The organism is Massilia timonae CCUG 45783, from assembly GCF_000315425.1.
GTDB classification, from domain to species: domain Bacteria; phylum Pseudomonadota; class Gammaproteobacteria; order Burkholderiales; family Burkholderiaceae_D; genus Telluria; species Telluria timonae.
Genome location: NZ_JH992923.1, coordinates 934,162 through 949,665 on the forward strand (window position 1 = coordinate 934,162; position 15,504 = coordinate 949,665).

The 15,504-nt window shown below is 65.7% G+C and carries 14 protein-coding genes; 11 read left to right on the plus strand and 3 right to left on the minus strand.

Going from position 1 to position 15,504, the window contains the following annotated elements:
* Nucleotides 1-43: 43 nt before the first annotated feature.
* The 3 genes from HMPREF9710_RS14060 to HMPREF9710_RS14070 form a co-directional block, all read right to left on the minus strand.
* Nucleotides 44-418, minus strand: coding sequence for a hypothetical protein (locus HMPREF9710_RS14060; RefSeq protein WP_005667342.1), 375 nt, complete (start codon nt 416-418; stop codon nt 44-46).
* A gap of 122 nt (nt 419-540) precedes the next feature.
* Complete coding sequence (locus HMPREF9710_RS14065; RefSeq protein WP_005667343.1) at nt 541-1,530, minus strand: alpha/beta hydrolase; 990 nt, start codon at nt 1,528-1,530, stop codon at nt 541-543.
* A gap of 9 nt (nt 1,531-1,539) precedes the next feature.
* Nucleotides 1,540-3,216, minus strand: a complete 1,677-nt coding sequence (locus tag HMPREF9710_RS14070) for an electron transfer flavoprotein-ubiquinone oxidoreductase (RefSeq protein ID WP_005667345.1) — start codon at nt 3,214-3,216, stop codon at nt 1,540-1,542.
* A gap of 205 nt (nt 3,217-3,421) precedes the next feature.
* Here HMPREF9710_RS14070 and HMPREF9710_RS14075 point away from each other — a divergent pair, with 205 nt between their 5' ends.
* From HMPREF9710_RS14075 to HMPREF9710_RS28250, 11 genes are all read left to right on the plus strand, one after another.
* Nucleotides 3,422-4,198 carry an SDR family oxidoreductase gene (locus HMPREF9710_RS14075; protein WP_005667346.1) on the plus strand — a complete coding sequence of 259 codons (777 nt, stop codon included), beginning with the start codon at nt 3,422-3,424 and terminating at the stop codon, nt 4,196-4,198.
* A gap of 24 nt (nt 4,199-4,222) precedes the next feature.
* Nucleotides 4,223-4,642: an acyl-CoA thioesterase gene (locus HMPREF9710_RS14080; RefSeq protein WP_005667348.1), complete on the plus strand. Its 420-nt coding sequence runs from the start codon at nt 4,223-4,225 to the stop codon at nt 4,640-4,642.
* Between the two features lie 586 nt (nt 4,643-5,228).
* The gene (locus tag HMPREF9710_RS14085; protein WP_005667349.1) at nt 5,229-6,521 is read left to right on the plus strand and encodes a hypothetical protein; all 1,293 of its coding nucleotides are present in this window, start codon (nt 5,229-5,231) and stop codon (nt 6,519-6,521) included.
* Nucleotides 6,522-6,958: 437 nt separating this feature from the next.
* Nucleotides 6,959-8,191, plus strand: a complete 1,233-nt coding sequence (locus tag HMPREF9710_RS14090; protein ID WP_005667350.1) for a GNAT family N-acetyltransferase — start codon at nt 6,959-6,961, stop codon at nt 8,189-8,191.
* Between the two features lie 67 nt (nt 8,192-8,258).
* Complete coding sequence (locus tag HMPREF9710_RS14095) at nt 8,259-9,311, plus strand: GNAT family N-acetyltransferase (RefSeq protein ID WP_005667352.1); 1,053 nt, start codon at nt 8,259-8,261, stop codon at nt 9,309-9,311.
* Nucleotides 9,299-9,523 (plus strand): hypothetical protein, encoded by a 225-nt coding sequence (locus HMPREF9710_RS14100; protein WP_005667353.1) that lies wholly within the window; start codon nt 9,299-9,301, stop codon nt 9,521-9,523. Before HMPREF9710_RS14095 ends, HMPREF9710_RS14100 begins: the two co-directional genes overlap by 13 nt.
* Nucleotides 9,524-9,580: 57 nt before the next feature.
* Entirely contained in the window at nt 9,581-10,681 is a 1,101-nt protein-coding gene (locus HMPREF9710_RS14105) for a glycosyltransferase family 4 protein (RefSeq protein ID WP_169331327.1), read from the plus strand.
* A gap of 28 nt (nt 10,682-10,709) precedes the next feature.
* Complete coding sequence (locus HMPREF9710_RS14110) at nt 10,710-11,735, plus strand: DUF354 domain-containing protein (RefSeq protein WP_005667357.1); 1,026 nt, start codon at nt 10,710-10,712, stop codon at nt 11,733-11,735.
* On the plus strand, nt 11,722-12,903 hold the full coding sequence (locus HMPREF9710_RS14115) for a Gfo/Idh/MocA family protein (RefSeq protein WP_005667359.1): 1,182 nt from the start codon (nt 11,722-11,724) through the stop codon (nt 12,901-12,903). The genes HMPREF9710_RS14110 and HMPREF9710_RS14115 overlap by 14 nt, the downstream gene beginning before the upstream one ends.
* Nucleotides 12,903-13,796: a hypothetical protein gene (locus tag HMPREF9710_RS14120; protein WP_005667360.1), complete on the plus strand. Its 894-nt coding sequence runs from the start codon at nt 12,903-12,905 to the stop codon at nt 13,794-13,796. The genes HMPREF9710_RS14115 and HMPREF9710_RS14120 overlap by 1 nt, the downstream gene beginning before the upstream one ends.
* Nucleotides 13,778-15,502: a glucosamine inositolphosphorylceramide transferase family protein gene (locus HMPREF9710_RS28250; RefSeq protein ID WP_005667362.1), complete on the plus strand. Its 1,725-nt coding sequence runs from the start codon at nt 13,778-13,780 to the stop codon at nt 15,500-15,502. The genes HMPREF9710_RS14120 and HMPREF9710_RS28250 overlap by 19 nt, the downstream gene beginning before the upstream one ends.
* Nucleotides 15,503-15,504: the final 2 nt, after the last annotated feature.

Consider the following 15,504-nt stretch of genomic DNA (forward strand, 5'->3'; position numbering starts at 1 on the left):
GCGGCCCGCGTCGCGGGCCGCGCCATGCGTGGTCGATGCCACGTCAACGGTTGTTGTCCTGCTTGCCGTCCCAGCCGCTCGTCTGGTCCATTTGCCGGGACGCGTTGCCCAGCGACCCACGGTGACGACTGTCGAGGTCGGCGTTCAGGTCGTCCAGTGCCGGGGTTCCGCCCGAGGCATGCTGGCCGCCTTTCTGCTGGCTCTGCCGTTGTCCACCGGCGCTTTGCTGGTTGCCGCCGGCTTGCTGCTGACTGCCTTGTTGCTGGATAGTGCTGTCTTGCTGCAGGCCGGCATCTTGCTGGTTCCCGGCACTCTGTCGATTACCGGCACTCTGGCCGGCGCGGCTTGCCGCCGATCCCATCTCGTCCAGCTCTGGGTAGCTCGGCGCTTTATCGCTATGTCCTTTGTTTTCACCCATATACGACTCCTGGCACTGGTGTCTGGAAGACCCATGCTACGCCGATGGACGTCTCCGCCAATCAGAGGATTGATGGAGGCTTCGTAGGATTTGTCAGACAAAGTCAGCAGTGAGCAGGGGAGTCAATGCGCCGCCGGGATGATTTCCTGCCGGCGCAGGAAGGCCTGGATCTCGCCGAAGATGGCGACCTGCTGCTCGAGGCTGAAACCGCCATGGCCGCCGCCCTCGACCGTATGCAGCACATTGCTCACACCCGCCTTGTCGAGCGCGCTTTTCAGGCGCACGCCGTGGGCATACGGCACCAGCTTGTCGGCGTCGCCGTGGATCGTGAACACGGCCGGTCCGCCGCGGCGCACATGGCTCAGCGGCGACAATTCCCTGGCCAGCGCGGCGCGCCCAGGCAGGCTGCCGAACCAGCCCACCGCATACGAGCGGATGTTGGGGCCTTGCAGCATGTCGGCCACGTCGGTGATGCCGTACCAGTTGACGACGGCCTTGACCTTCGGCGCGGCGTTCTTGTATGGCCCGCTCCAGCTCCCTTCGGTGAAGGCGCACTGATTCGCGAAGGGCGAGTCGGCGGGGATCATGGCCGTGGCCAGCGCCAGGTGGCCGCCGGCCGAATCGCCGGTGGTGACCACCCGCTCCAGGTCGAAGCGGTAACGCTCGGCATTGCGGCCCACCCATTGCAGCGCGCACAGCGTGTCTTCGACGGCGGCCGGGGCCAGCGCCACATTGGCCAGGCGGTACTGGACGTTGACGACGGCAAAGCCCATCTGCAGATAGGGCAGGGCGGCCAGCGCGCGGCTTTCGCGGTTCCCTGCCACCCAGCCGCCGCCATGGAAGTTCAGCACCACCGGCAGGCGGGCAGTGCTGTCGCGCCAGGGACGATAGACATCGAGCTTGAGTTCCTGCCCGCTCGCGCGCAGGTAGGTGATGTTCGGCTCGACCGCCATCTCGTGGCTGAGCAGGACGGCGGTGTGGAATGGACCTTGCGCAGCGGAGTCCGGCGCAGCGCCGTCCTGGGCCAGGCTGGACGCGCAAGTGAAAGCCGCGGCCAGCAGGCAGGCGACCTTCACGGCATGCAATCGGTGGTGCAGCGTGATGGTCGCCATGGGCGCTCCTTACATGTTTGGATAGTTGGGGCCGCCGCCACCCTCGGGCGTGACCCAGACGATGTTCTGGGTCGGATCCTTGATGTCGCAGGTCTTGCAGTGCACGCAGTTCTGGGCATTGATCTGCAGGCGGTCGCCGCCATCCTCGCGCTTGACGAACTCGTACACCCCGGCCGGACAGTAACGCTGTTCCGGGCCGGCATACCTGGCCAGGTTGACGTCGACCGGCACGCTCGGATTCTTGAGCGTCAGGTGGATCGGCTCGTCCTCTCGGTGGTTGGTGTTCGAGATGAACACCGACGACAGCTTGTCGAAGGTCAGCTTGCCATCCGGCTTCGGATAGGCGATCGGCTTGTAGTGCGAAGCCGGCTTCAGGCATTCGTGGTCGGCGTGCCGGTGGTGCAGGGTCCATGGCGCCTTGCCGCGGAACACGATCTGGTCGATGCCGGTCATGATCGTGCCCAGGACCAGGCCCTTGCTCATCCATGGCTTGAAGTTGCGCGCGATGTGCAGCTCTTCGTGCAGCCACGATTGTTCGAAGGCGGCCGGGAAGGCGCTCAGCTCGTCGCTCGAGCGGCCTTCGCCCAGCGCCGCGAAGGCGGCTTCGGCCGCCAGCATGCCGGTCTTGAGCGCGGCGTGGCTGCCCTTGATGCGGCTGGTGTTCAGGAAGCCGGCGTCGCAGCCGATGAGCGCACCGCCCGGGAACACGGTCTTCGGCAACGATTGCAGACCCCCGGCGGTGATGGCGCGCGCGCCATACGAGATGCGCTTGCCGCCTTCGAAGAAGCCGCGGATGTCCGGGTGGGTTTTATAGCGCTGGAATTCCTCGTACGGCGACAGGTAGGGGTTCTGGTAACCCAGCCCCACCACATAGCCGACCGCGACCAGGTTGTTTTCCAGGTGGTACAGGAAAGAGCCGCCATAGGTGTCGTTCGGCAGCGGCCAGCCGGCCGTGTGGATCACCAGGCCCGGCTGGTGCTTGGCCGGGTCGATTTCCCACAGCTCCTTGATGCCGATGCCATAGGTTTGCGGGTCCTTGCCCTTGTTCAGGTCATACTTCGCCATCAGCTGGCGGCCGAGGTGGCCGCGCGAACCCTCGGCGAAGAAGGTGTATTTGGCGTGCAGTTCCATGCCGAGCTGGAAGTCTCCGCCCGGCTCGCCCTCGCGGTTGACGCCCATATTGCCGGTGGCCACGCCCTTGACCGAGCCGTCCTCGTGGTACAGGATCTCGGCCGCCGGGAAGCCGGGGAAGATTTCCACGCCCAGGCTCTCGGCCTGCTGGCCCAGCCAGCGCACGACGTTGGCGAGCGAGACGATGTAGTTGCCGTGGTTTTTCAGCGCCGGCGGAATGGCGAACACGGGCGTCGAGAACGACTTGGTTTCGGTCAGGAACATGACACGGTCTTCCGTGACCGGCGTATTCAGCGGCGCGCCTTTTTCCTTCCAGTCAGGAATCAGTTCGTTCAGCGCACGCGGATCCATCACCGCGCCCGACAGGATGTGGGCGCCCAGCTCGCCGCCTTTTTCCAAGACGCAGACCGATACTTCCTGGCCTTTTTCTGCAGCCAGCTGCTTGAGCCGGATCGCCGCCGCCAGGCCGGCGGGGCCGCCGCCGACGATCACGACGTCGTATTCCATGGCTTCGCGCGGTCCGTATTGTTCGAGGAGGTTGGTTGTCTCTGTCATGGTTGTTGGTGTGCTCTCAGTGAGGCAATCTTGAAAATAGCACGAGTGTGCGGGTTTTTGTTGTCGAATGCAACTTGGGCGCCATTGTAAAGGCAATATTAGATGAGGCAATCTAATACTGGACATTTGTGGGATCATTATGCTTTCGCAATCAGAACCTGACAGAAGGGTTCTTGGCCGGCACGACAGCATTGGGGAGCGGGACGTGGGAATTGAAGTCAATTTCGAAGGAAAGATTGCATTGGTCACCGGCGCGTCGAGCGGACTCGGCGCGCGCTTCGCGAAGGCGCTGGCCGGGGCCGGGGCCCAGGTCGTCCTGGCCTCGCGCCGGGTCGAGCGCCTGAAGGAATTGCGCGCCGAGATCGAGGCCGACGGCGGGGCGGCGCACGTGGTGCGCCTCGACGTGACCGACCTGGGCAGCATCAAGGCGGCGATCGCGCACGCCGAGACCGAGGCCGGCCCGATCGATATCCTGGTCAACAACTCCGGCGTCTCGTCGACCCAGCGTCTGCTCGATGTCGGCGAAGACGACTATGGCTATATCATGGACACCAATCTGCGCGGGGCCTTCTTCATGGCCCAGCAGACGGCCAAGCGCATGATCGCGCGCGCCAAGGGCGACCCGCGCAAGCAGCACCGCATCGTCAACATCGCCTCGGTCGCGGGCCTGCGGGTGTTGCCGCGCATCGGCGTGTATTGCATGAGCAAGGCCGGCGTGGTGCAGATGACCAAGGCGATGGCGGTGGAGTGGGGCAAATACGGGATCAACGTGAACGCGATCTGTCCCGGCTACATCGCCACCGATTCGAACGAGGATTATTTCGACACCGAGCCGGGCCGCAAGCTGATCGAGATGTTGCCGCGCAAGCGGCCGGGAAAGCCGGAAGACCTCGACGGGCTGCTGCTGCTGCTGGCGGCGGAAGAAGCCCATTTCATCAATGGCGCCATCATCACGGCCGATGACGGGATGACGGCGCAATAATTTTTTGGGAAGCAGAGACAGGGAATGAGTAGCAAGAAGTTGGTTCACACCATGCGCATGCCGATTCGCTGGGGCGATATGGACGCCATGGGGCATGTCAACAACACGAATTATTTCCGCTATATCGAGTCGGCCCGCATCGCCTGGCTGGAACAGGTGGGCGGCCTACCGGATTCGCGCGACGAAGGACCGGTGATCGTCAATGCCTCGATGAATTTTCTCAAGCAATTGACCTATCCCGGCGATATCGAGGTGCGCACCTTCGTGGCGCCGCCGGGACGCTCGAGCGTCGAGGTGTCGCACGAAATCCGCCTGATCGGGGCGGACGGCGAACCGGGCGACCTGCATGCCGACGGCGTGGCCAAGGTGGTGTGGGTCGACTTCAAGCTCGGCAAGTCGGCGCCCTTGCCGGAATCCCTGCGCGCCGGGCTCCCGACCGCGTAAGACGAGACCGCCCACCATCGTCTTCGGCCGTCGCGCGATCGCCGACAGGTTCGCGGTCGCGCGCCGAGGCTATGCCGGCCTCGGCATTCCAGCGCCCGACCAGCCGCGCCATGCCTGCGCAATCGTGGCAGCGCGACGGTACGACGCGTGTTATCGAACACGTGTCGCAATCAGCGAAATTCAATCAGCTCATCCCATTCAGCCGCGTAATGGCGTGCATCGCTGCATGTCATCCACGATCGACGAGGCATCGTTCAACTAGTTGTTCGATATCTCGCTATCGCTTATCGACGGATACGGCTGTGAATAAGTCTCTGTATGCTGTATTAGTGGCAGCATGTCGAATAGAAACTCTGTTTCCCCGAGTGCATCGATGAATGCCGGTTCCGCATTTTTTACCCCCGGTTCAATTTCTAGAGGGGAAAAATCTTTGTTTATTTGAGTTGATGAAATAGCCAACAGAAAATATTTTCCTTATGTGATGGAACTCCTTGGTCTTTGGAATCCTCAAACGACCTCATTCATCATTTGTGTAAGGAAAGATTCTGTGAACAATTCCACTCGACTCCAACCGAAAGCCAAACTCATGGTGCTTGCCCCTGCGTTTGCCGTACTCGCCGCATGTGGTGGTGGCGGGGATCCTGCCTCGCTCGACCCGGCCAGTGTTTCTCTGGCAGAAGTAGAAACGCCAGTTCGTCCCGCCGATTACGCGCCCGACAGCGCTGCCACTACCGCAGCCGATGCGCCCGCCACCGACGCCACGCCGGATGGCCAATCCACCGACGTCGCCCCCGCGGCCACGACCGATGCCCCCAGCGGAAACAAGTCGCTGGCAACCGTGGTCGCCGCCGCGGGTGCGCGCGATCCCCTCAAGCAACCGTTTGCCAGCAACAGCATCTGGAATATGCCGATCGGCAGCAATGCACGGTTCGTGCGCGCCAACCTGAATTCGCGTCCGGGCAATAATATTTGGGCACAAATGCCCGGTATCGACGACGAGAAAATCATCCTCAAGCCAACCGCGCCGCTGGTCAATATCAACTACAGCAGCGCCGCCTGGACTGGCAGGAATCGTTGCAGCGCCACGGGCGGCCTGATGTACCAGGTGCCGATGCCCAGCAATTACATCATTCCTAATACCAACAAGAACAGCTCGGCCGTGTTCCTGATGAGGGATGGCCGCACACTGGTGCAAACCCAGCCGGTGGCGCGCTGCACCGCCGGAGGCCCGGCCACGTCCTTCGCCAAGTTCTCCAATGTCGACCTGTATGGTTCAGGCATTACCGGCGCGCACGGCGGCTCGGGCCTGTCCGCGATCGGCGGCAGCATCCGCCTCGGTGAGCTGCGTCCGGGCACCACGACCGGTCCGCGCCATGCGCTGAAGGTCAATGTGTACGCCAAGGAAGCGCTGTTCAGGTGCACGACGCGCAGCGCCTGCTCGCGTTGGCCGGCAACGACCTCCGACAGCTATGCGGTCGGCTGGTACGGCAGCGCAACCGGCAACAGCAACACCGCCATGAAGATGGGCGCCTTGCTGGCGATCCCGGGCAGCACCTCGATCACCTCGCTGGGCCTGGAAACCACGCCGGCCAAGCAGCTGGCCTGGACGTTGCAGAACTATGGCGCCTACATCGTCGACGACACCTATGCGCCTGGTTTCGACATCAGCGCCGAAGACGGTCCGGACGGCTCGAAACGCGCCGAGTTCCGGCGCGACTGGGGCTTCGACATGAACCAGAAGGTCCAGGGCAATACCGCCTGGGTGCGTGACATCCAGCGCCTCATGCGCGCACTGAGCGTGGTCGACAACAACAGCCCGACCAGCATCGGTGGCGGCGGCACCCCGCGCCAGCCTCTGGCGCCTGCCATCGCGCCATAAGCGCTTCGCAAGAGCACGAGCCGCCGCATGAGAATGCGGCGGCTTTTTTTATGGGCGGTGCAGGCGTCGCGTGAGCGCGGCGCCAAACGGCGCTTCGGCCGCATCATGATACTGATAACTTTGCCAATTATAATATCTGGCGTCGAATATGCTAATGCCGAATTAATATAAAAAATATTAAAAGAAATCTGCGCATGGCTTATAGCTTTTATCAAGATATCCCGTGAAAAATACCACTTCGCCTTGTTATTTGAATCGGCGGGGCGGGGCGATTCGCCGATCTTGTCGAAATGAATTTAATGAGGCAAGGTAAAACCATGCTCGACAGTGATAAATATTTATTGCTCATGCATGGTTTGATATTGATCACGCCAGACTGATCGCAAAAAAATAGAATTTGAATGTCAATTCAATTCATGCGGAGGCGTGGTCATAACATGGGCAATAAAAACACCACCGCTCATGCGATTCCAGCTAGTTTCTGGCAAGAAGGTAATCCGCCCTTTGCATCCCATGCAGACAAACACATTGTTTCCAGTCGCTTCTACGAGAACGCCATTCCAGACTTCGCGGACGCGGCCCTCGAGCGCCTCTACGCAAATATCTATTGCACCCTGACCCGGATCGGCATTTACGAGCGGCTTGACGCCATCCACACCTTCGTCGCCGCCGACGAGCATGACATCGTCCTGCTGATTCTGTTCCGGATCGATCGCGACACGGTCCACATCGTCAACCAGCAGGTCGCCCTGAGCGAGGGCGACCTCGCTTATTTCGCCGTCAACGTGTTTTCCCGCTATCCGGCGGCGCGGCGCATCGAGGCCTACGCGCTCGACACGTTCATCGATGCGTCCACCTTCGCCTACCCCGTCCAGGTCCTGCCCCAGCTACAGGAAAACGTGGTCGATCTTCCGCCCAGCGCGGACGCCTATATGCAGCAGTTGGGCAAGAGTACCAGGGAGCTGATGCGGCGCAGCATGCGCAAGTGCGCAGCGCAGTTTCCATCCTGCCGTTTCGAGGTGCTGTCCACGCAGCAGATCACCCCGCGCCATGTGCGCGAACTGGTCCACCTGACCGACCAGCGGATGGATGCGCGCCATGCCGAACCGTATGTCGTGAATACCGAGATCGACCGCATGCTAAAGCTGGCGCGCAGCTACGGCTACCTTGGCATCATGCTGATCGAAGAAAGAATCGTGGCGGCCACCCTCTATTTCAGGGTCGGGACGCGCCACTTCCTGCACCTGGTCGGCCACGACCCTCGTTTCGATGCCTACCGGCTGGGCCGCCAGGTCAACCTGCATACCATCTTCCACGCCATCGCCACCGGCGGCCGCGAACTATGGATGATGGGGGGCCATGACGGCTGGAAGTCCCATTTCCTGGCGCGGCCCAAGACGCTGCGCAGCGTGACGATCTACCGCTCCCGGGCTGCGGCGCTCGTCTGTTGTCGCACCTTGTTGCGCAACGCAGCGCGTTCCCGGTTGCATCAGCTCCGGCTTCGCGTGGGCGAGGTGCGGGCGCGCGACGGCGCGGGCAGCCGGCTCCTCGGCCATACGCTCGCCGCGCTGCGCCACGCCAGAAAGGGCCTGCGGCACCTGCGCTTCATGTCGGCGGGGCGAGTCGGCAAGCCGGGCTTCCAGCGCGATGGGGGCGACACGGATGCCTGACGGCCCGCGGGGCATGAGGACGGGCGCGCTGTGGCCCGGCTTCGTTTCAAAACCACATGGTGGAACAATGAATGATCGACTCGACGATCGACTCGACCTGACAAGTGGCGCGGCGCGGCAAGAAACGCTGATCGTCAGACGGCCCTTTCCGCCGTCCCTGCGCGCGCTGCTCGAGAAGTGCCACGAGAACGTGTTCTGCACGGAGGCGCGCTGCGCGGCGTTCCCGGCCGACGCCGAGGTGGCGTGCTATGTCGCGCTGCGCGACGGCGCTCCGGTCACGGCCGTGCTGTACCGCCGCGAAGGGGGCGCGATCACGGTCTTGAACGAGCTGTTCGCCATCGAGGGCGGACAGCTCGAACAGATGGTGCGCTGCCTGCTCGCGCGGCACGAGGGCGTCCGCCTGATTCATTTCCCGGCGGTGCAGGCGCAACCCTCGCCCATGCCGTTTCCGTGCCAGCGCTATGGCGCCACCGAAGACCTGGTGATCTCGCTGCAGGGCACGCCCGACGCCTATCTTGCCAGCCTCGGGCCGAATACCCGCGCGGCGATCCGGCGCGCCCAGCGGATGGTCGCGCAGCAGGCGCCGGACCTGGCGTTTACCTTCCATGGCCCCGACACCATCGAGCACGCCGATCTGGCCGCCCTGGTCGGGCTCAACTGCCTGCGCCTGTCGCGCAAGGGACAATCCCCGAGCCACACCGCGGACTCGCTGGCCATGCTGGAGAGCATGCTCGGCGCGTATGGATGCGTCCTGTTCGCCCGAAGCGGCGGGCGTATCCGCGCCGGGGTGGCGTGTACCCATGTGGGCCGGCATGCCTACATGCACGTGATCGCGCACGATCCCGGCTTCGACCAGGCCCGGCTCGGCCTGCTGTGCTGCTTCATGAGCATCTGCGAGTCGATCCGGCGCGGCATGCGCGAGTACCACCTGCTCTCCGGCCGCTATGACTACAAGCGCAGGCTGCTCGGGCAGCAGCGCGACTTCGACCGCATCGTCGTGTACCGCTCGCCGGCCGCGGTCATGGCGAGCCTGCCGACCTATGCCCGCACCCTGGCGCGCGGGCGGGGGCGCCAGGCCAAACAGCGCATTTCGTCCTGGAGGCGATCGTGGAAATCCTAGATGTCGGCCGGCCCCGGTCCGAACGCGAGCGCACCGGCCCACCCGAACAGCTGCCGTTGCTGTGGGAAGAGACCGAGGCTCCGGCTCCCGCGCAAGCCGCGCCGCGCGCGGCGAGCGAGCGCGATGCGGCCATGGAGCGCGAGACGCGGCGCGCCAAGACGGTGCTCCTGACCCTGCTCGGCGCGATCCTGCTGGCTTCCCATTTCCTTTAAAACAAGGGCGCACACACGCCTGGAGCGACAGCCATGAACCATGAAAAGAAAATCGTGATGCTCGGAACCCATGTCGACGGCTGCGGCGGCATCGCATCGGTCATCGCGGTGTACCGGGCCGCGGGGCTGCTCGCGCGGCGCGACATCGTCTACCTTCCGACACATCGCACCGGGCCGGGGCGGGCCAAGGTCCACCTGTTCGCGCAGGCCCTGATGGCCCTGCTCCGCCACCTGGCCAGGGGCGAGGTCGCGCTGCTGCACATCCACGTGGCCATCAACGCCAGCTTCTGGCGCAAGTACGTGTTCTTCCTGCTGGGTTACCTGTTCCGCGTGCCGGTCGCGCTGCACCTGCACGCGGGACGCTATCCCGAGTACTACCGCACCGGGTGCGGCCCGCTGGCCCGCCTGCTGATGCGCTTCGCCTTCGACCGGGCGCGGGCCGTCGTCGTCGTCTCGAGCGAACTGCAGGCCTGGGTGCGCGCCGTTTCCTCCCAGCGCCGTGTCGTCGTCCTGCACAACCCGGTGCTGCTGCCGCAGCGCGACGGGGCGCAGGCGCCCGCGCGCGCGCCGGCGACGCTGGTCTTTCTTGGCCATCTCGAGGCGGGCAAGGGCTGCCACGACCTGCTGCGCGCGATGCGCACGATCGTCGCGTCCGTGCCGCAGGCGCGGCTGCTGCTGTGCGGCGACGGGCAGCGCGACGAGACGCGCGCGCTCGTCGCGACCCTTGGACTGCAGGCCAGCGTCGACCTGCCGGGCTGGGTCGACGCACGCGAACGCGCGGCCCTGCTCGACACGGCAACCGTCTTCGTGCTGCCGTCGCACGCCGAGGGCTTGCCGATGAGCTTGCTGGAGGCGATGGCGCATGGCGCCCCGGTCGTCGCCACGGCGGTCGGCGGCATCCCGGAGGCGGTGCGCGATGGGGTGGACGGCGTGCTGGTCGCCCCCGGCGATCCCGGGGCGCTCGCCGCCGCGGTGCTCGGCCTGCTGGCCGATCCGGACGCCCGCATGCGCCTGGGCGCCGCCGGCCGCGAGCGGGTCCGGACGGAATTCTCCAGCACCCGGATGATCGCCACGCTGGAAGACCTGTACGACAAACTCGCGGCACACGAGGCGCGCCGGCCTGGAAGGCCCGAGCGCTTCGACGAGAAAATCGGCTGACCGGGCCGCGTCCGACCAGGGAGAATCCATGAAGATTTGGTTCGATCTATCCAATTCGCCGCACATCAATATGTTCCGCACGATGATCCGCGACCTGCAGCGGTCCCACGAGGTCATCGTCACCAGCCGGCCGCTGGCCAATACCGAAGACTTGCTGCGCATGCACCGCATCCCGCATACGACCGTGGGCGTGCACTATGGCCGCTCCCTGATCGGCAAGGCCTGCGGCTTCCCGATCCGGGTCGCGCAGCTGGTGCGCTTCCTGCGCCGGCGCGGGGTCGAGGTGGCGGTATCGCAGAGCTCTTTCCACTCGCCCGTCGTGGCCCGGCTGCTGGGCATCCGCTCGGTCTACCTGAACGACAACGAGCATGCGGCGGGCAACGTGCCGGCCTTTGCCTGCGCCGACCGGATCATGGTGCCAGAATTTCTGAGCGCCCGGAACCTCAGGCGCCAGGGCGCGCGCCTGGCCAAGGTCGAGCGCTATCCCGGCGTGAAGGAGGGGATCTACCTGTGGGAGTATGCGCAGCGCCGCGCGCCGCCGCCCAGATCGCCCCATCCGCAGGCGCCGCCGCGCATCTTCGTCCGCCCCGAGCCCTGGACGGCACAGTATTACCGGGGGCCGCGCAATTTCCTGGACGATGTCATCGGCGCGCTGCAGCACCGGGCCAGCGTCACGGTGCTGCCGCGCTCCCGCGAGCAGTACCAGCACTATGCCGGCGCGGCGTTCAAGGCTTGCCGCACCCTGTCCGGCGTGATCGACATCGACGCCATCGCTGGCGACTGCGACCTGTTCATCGGCGCGGGCGGCACCATGACGCGCGAGATGGCCGTGCTGGGCGTGCCCACCATCTCGGTCTACCAGGACGCGCTGCTCGACGTCGACCGCTACCTGATCGCCGAAGGCGCCTGCGCCCACCTGCCTGCGCTCACCGCGCAGGACGCCCTGGATTACCTGGCCTCGCGCGAGCGGGCCGGTCCCAACGCCGGCCTGCTCGCCAAGGGGCGCGCCGCCTACGACATGATCAAGCACGAGGTGACCCATGCACACGCCTGACACGCCCCCCATCCGCATCGCCATCGCCGGCCTGGGCAAGATGGGCCTGTCGCACCAGGCCATCGTCAACGCCCATCCCGACCTGGAGCTGGTCGCCGTCTGCGATCCCGCCACCTGGCTGCTGGACATCATCGGCCGCTACACCGGGGTGGCCACCTACAGCGACTACGCGCGCATGCTCGAGCGCGAGCGCCTCGATGCGGTGCTGGTCGCCACGCCCTCGCGGCTGCACGCGCGGATGGTGCGCGCGGCGCTCGAGCACGGCCTCGACGTGTTCTGCGAAAAGCCGTTCTGCCTGGACGTCGAGGAAGGCGCGCGCCTGGTGGCGCTGGCCGCCGCGCGCGGCGCGGTGACCCAGGTCGGTTACCACAACCGCTTCCTGGGCACTTTCGAAGAGGTCCGGCGCCTGCTCGACGTCGACGCGATCGGGCGCGTGCATCACGCGCGCGTCGACTGCTATGGCCCGGTGGTGCTGCGCCCGAAGGGAGCGACCTGGCGCAGCAGCCGCAACGAGGGCGGCGGCTGCCTGTACGACTACGCCTGCCACGGCATCGACCTGCTCAATTTCACGGTGGGCGCGCCGACCGGCGTATCGGGCTCGATCCTGAGCAGCGTATTTTCCGCGTCGGCCGACGACGAGGTGTATGCCAACCTGTCTTACGCCGACGGCAAGACCGCGCAGCTGTCCGCCAACTGGAGCGACGACAGCCACCGCAAGATGTCGACCACGCTCGTGCTGTGGGGCACCAACGGCAAGATCGAGGCCAGCCGCCAGGAGCTGCACATCCACCTGCGCACGCCGGTGGCGGCCCGTCCCGACCTGGCGGCAGGCTGGAACGTCCGCTATACCACCGAGCTGACCAGGCCGGTGTGGTTCTACCTGCGCGGCGAGGAGTATTCGGCGCAGATCGATTATTTCGCCGAATCGATACGGCAGCGCCGGGTCGACAGCCACTGCAGCCTGGCCGCGGGCCTGGCCACCGACCTGGTGGCCGACATGATCCGGCGCGACGCCGCCGGCGCGGTCGGCGCCGGGGCCGGCGCCGGGGCAGGCGCCGGCGCCGACCTGGCGCTCGCGCGCGGCGTCCCGGGGCGCTGGGGAAGGCTGCGCGACGCGATTCTGAGCTCGCCCGAGACGATCATGAAGGCATTGAAAGGGAGCCCCTGATGGACCGTATTCTATTTGGAGACAACCAGTTCTTCGGCATCAACCACATGTCGGACGAGCATGCGCGGGCCCAGAGCATGCAGTTCCAGAGCAACGAGGCCATCCTGGCGATGCTCGATGGCGTCCTGGAAGAGGGCATCGAGGTGCTGATGTGCACCACCCACGAGCGGGTCGCGGCGATCTGCGAGGCCATCCGCGCGCAGCCGGCGCGCTACCGCCAGCTGAAGATCTATCCCTGCATGCCTTACGCGCACAAGTATGCCAACGCCGTGTCCGAACTGGGCATCATCGAGGCGGTCCGCAAGTTCCTGCCGGATGAGTCGCCGCTGACGGCGGCGGTCAAGAGCGGCATCGCGGTGGCGCGGCGCGACGTCGACGCCCTGATCCGGCGTCTCATCGACGCCGAAATGAAGATGTTCGCGGCGATCCCGACCCCGGTCGTCTTCCTGCAGAACGTGGTCACCGACCTGGCGCTGGGCCTCGGCTTCCACGACGCGCTGCGCACCTTCCACGACCATGCGCGCGAGCGCTACGGGGCCGAACCGGGTTTCATCACCATGAACCTTCCCCGGCTGCTCGAAGCGCTCGACGCCGTGGGCATCGACAACCCGATCGTCTGCGCCAACGTCAACAAGATCGGCTTCCGGATGTGCGGCGGCCTGCCGGCCTACGAGGAAACGGTCGCGTCGCGCAAGTTCCGCGCGGTGGCGATGTCGGTGTTCGCTTCCGGCGCGATCCCGGCCGAGGAAGCGATCGAGTACGTCTGCGGCCAGCCGCGCATCGAGTCGATCGTGTTCGGCGCCTCCAGCCTGGGCAAGGTGCGCAATACCAAGTACCTGATCGACCACTACACGGCGCTGGGAAGGGGCGAGCCATGCAGTGGGCGCGTATGAAGCCGCTGCGCGTCGGCCTGTTGCTCGAGACGCGCGCGAGCGACGCCTATACGGCCGCCCTGTGCGACTGGCTGGCCGAACACGGCGACCTCGAGCTGGCGCTGGTGCTGGTCACCGACGGCGCGCCGCCGGGCCTGGCGGGGCGCAAGCGCCGCCCCGCGGCCCGGGGACCGACCGCGCCGCAGCCGTCGCCGCAGCCGTCGCCGCGCACACCGCTGCTGTTTGCCGGCGTGATGGCCCTCGAGTGTCAACTGCTGCGCCACTATGAAGCGCACCGCGCGCACCTGGACGTGGTCGACGTGGCCGCGCTGGCCGCCGCGCGCGGCGTGCCGGTGCGCAGCGTGGCGCCGTCTGCGGCGGCGCCCGATCCCGCATCGGCCGCGGCGTCCGACGCTGCGCTCCCGGCGATCTCGGATCCGGAGCTGGCCGGGTTCGACCTCGACCTGCTGGTGTGCTGCGATGGCGCCACCTGCGACGAGCGCCTGGGCGGCGCGGCGCGCCTCGGCGCCATCGGCATCGACTACCGGCGCGACCGGATCGCCGGCGGCGCGCCCATCGGCTTCTGGGAAACCTACCACCGTACGCGCAAGACCGGATTCGCCATCGTCCGGCTGGGACGGCCGGGGGAGGCGGGCCAGGTCCTGGTCGAGGGGGCGTTCCGCACCAAGTATTCCTTCCTGCTCAACCAGGCGCACCTGTTCTGCAAGGCGCATGCCCAGTTGCGCAGGCTGCTGGACGACGTGGCCGCGACGCGCAAGCTGCCGGCCGTGCGCGATCCGGTCCCTTACTCGGGCTGCTGCCTGGCGTCGCCGGGCAGCCTGCACGCGCTGCGCTACGCGTTCAAGCTGGCCGGGCGGCTCGGCATGCGCGGCCTGCGACGCATCCTCGGCATCCGTCACAAATGGACGCTGTCGGTGACCCGTTCCGGGTGGCGCAACGCCGTCTTGTGGCGCGGCGTGCCGGTGGCCGCCCCGGACGGGCATTTCTGGGCCGATCCCTTCCTGCGGGTCCATGCCGGAAGGATCTTCTGCTTCGTCGAAGACTATGTCTACGCCACCAATCGCGCGCATATCTCGGTGCTCGAGATCACCCAGGCCGACGTCAAGTGCCTCGGCGTGGCGCTGCGCGAGCCGTTCCACCTGTCGTTTCCGTTCCTGTTCGAATACGCCGGCCGTCTCTACATGTGCCCCGAGACCTCCGAGAGCAACCAGATCCGCATCTACAAATGCGACGAGTTCCCGCTGCGCTGGTCGCTCGATTCGGTCGCCATCGACGGTATCTCGGCCGCCGACTCGATGTTCTTCGAGCACCGAGGTCGCTGGTGGCTGCTCACCAGCATCGACCGCGCGGGCCTGAACGACCACTGCTCCGAGCTGTGCCTGTTCCACGCGCCCGATCCGCTCGGCGGAGCGTGGACGCCGCACCCCATGAACCCGCTCTACATCGATACCGACATGGGGCGCAATGCCGGCCTGATCGTGGACGAAGGCCGCATCTACCGCGCCGCCCAGCGCCAGGGCTTCGACCAGTACGGCGAAGGCCTGGCCCTGTACGAGATCATCGAACTCGACGAAACCAGGTATTCGGAGCGCAAGGTCACCGACATCCGGCACGACTATCTGCAGCGCTCGCTGGGCAGCCACCATATCTCGTCGGACGGCGATGTGACCGTGGTCGATATCAAGACCCATTGTTTCGCCCCCTGAGG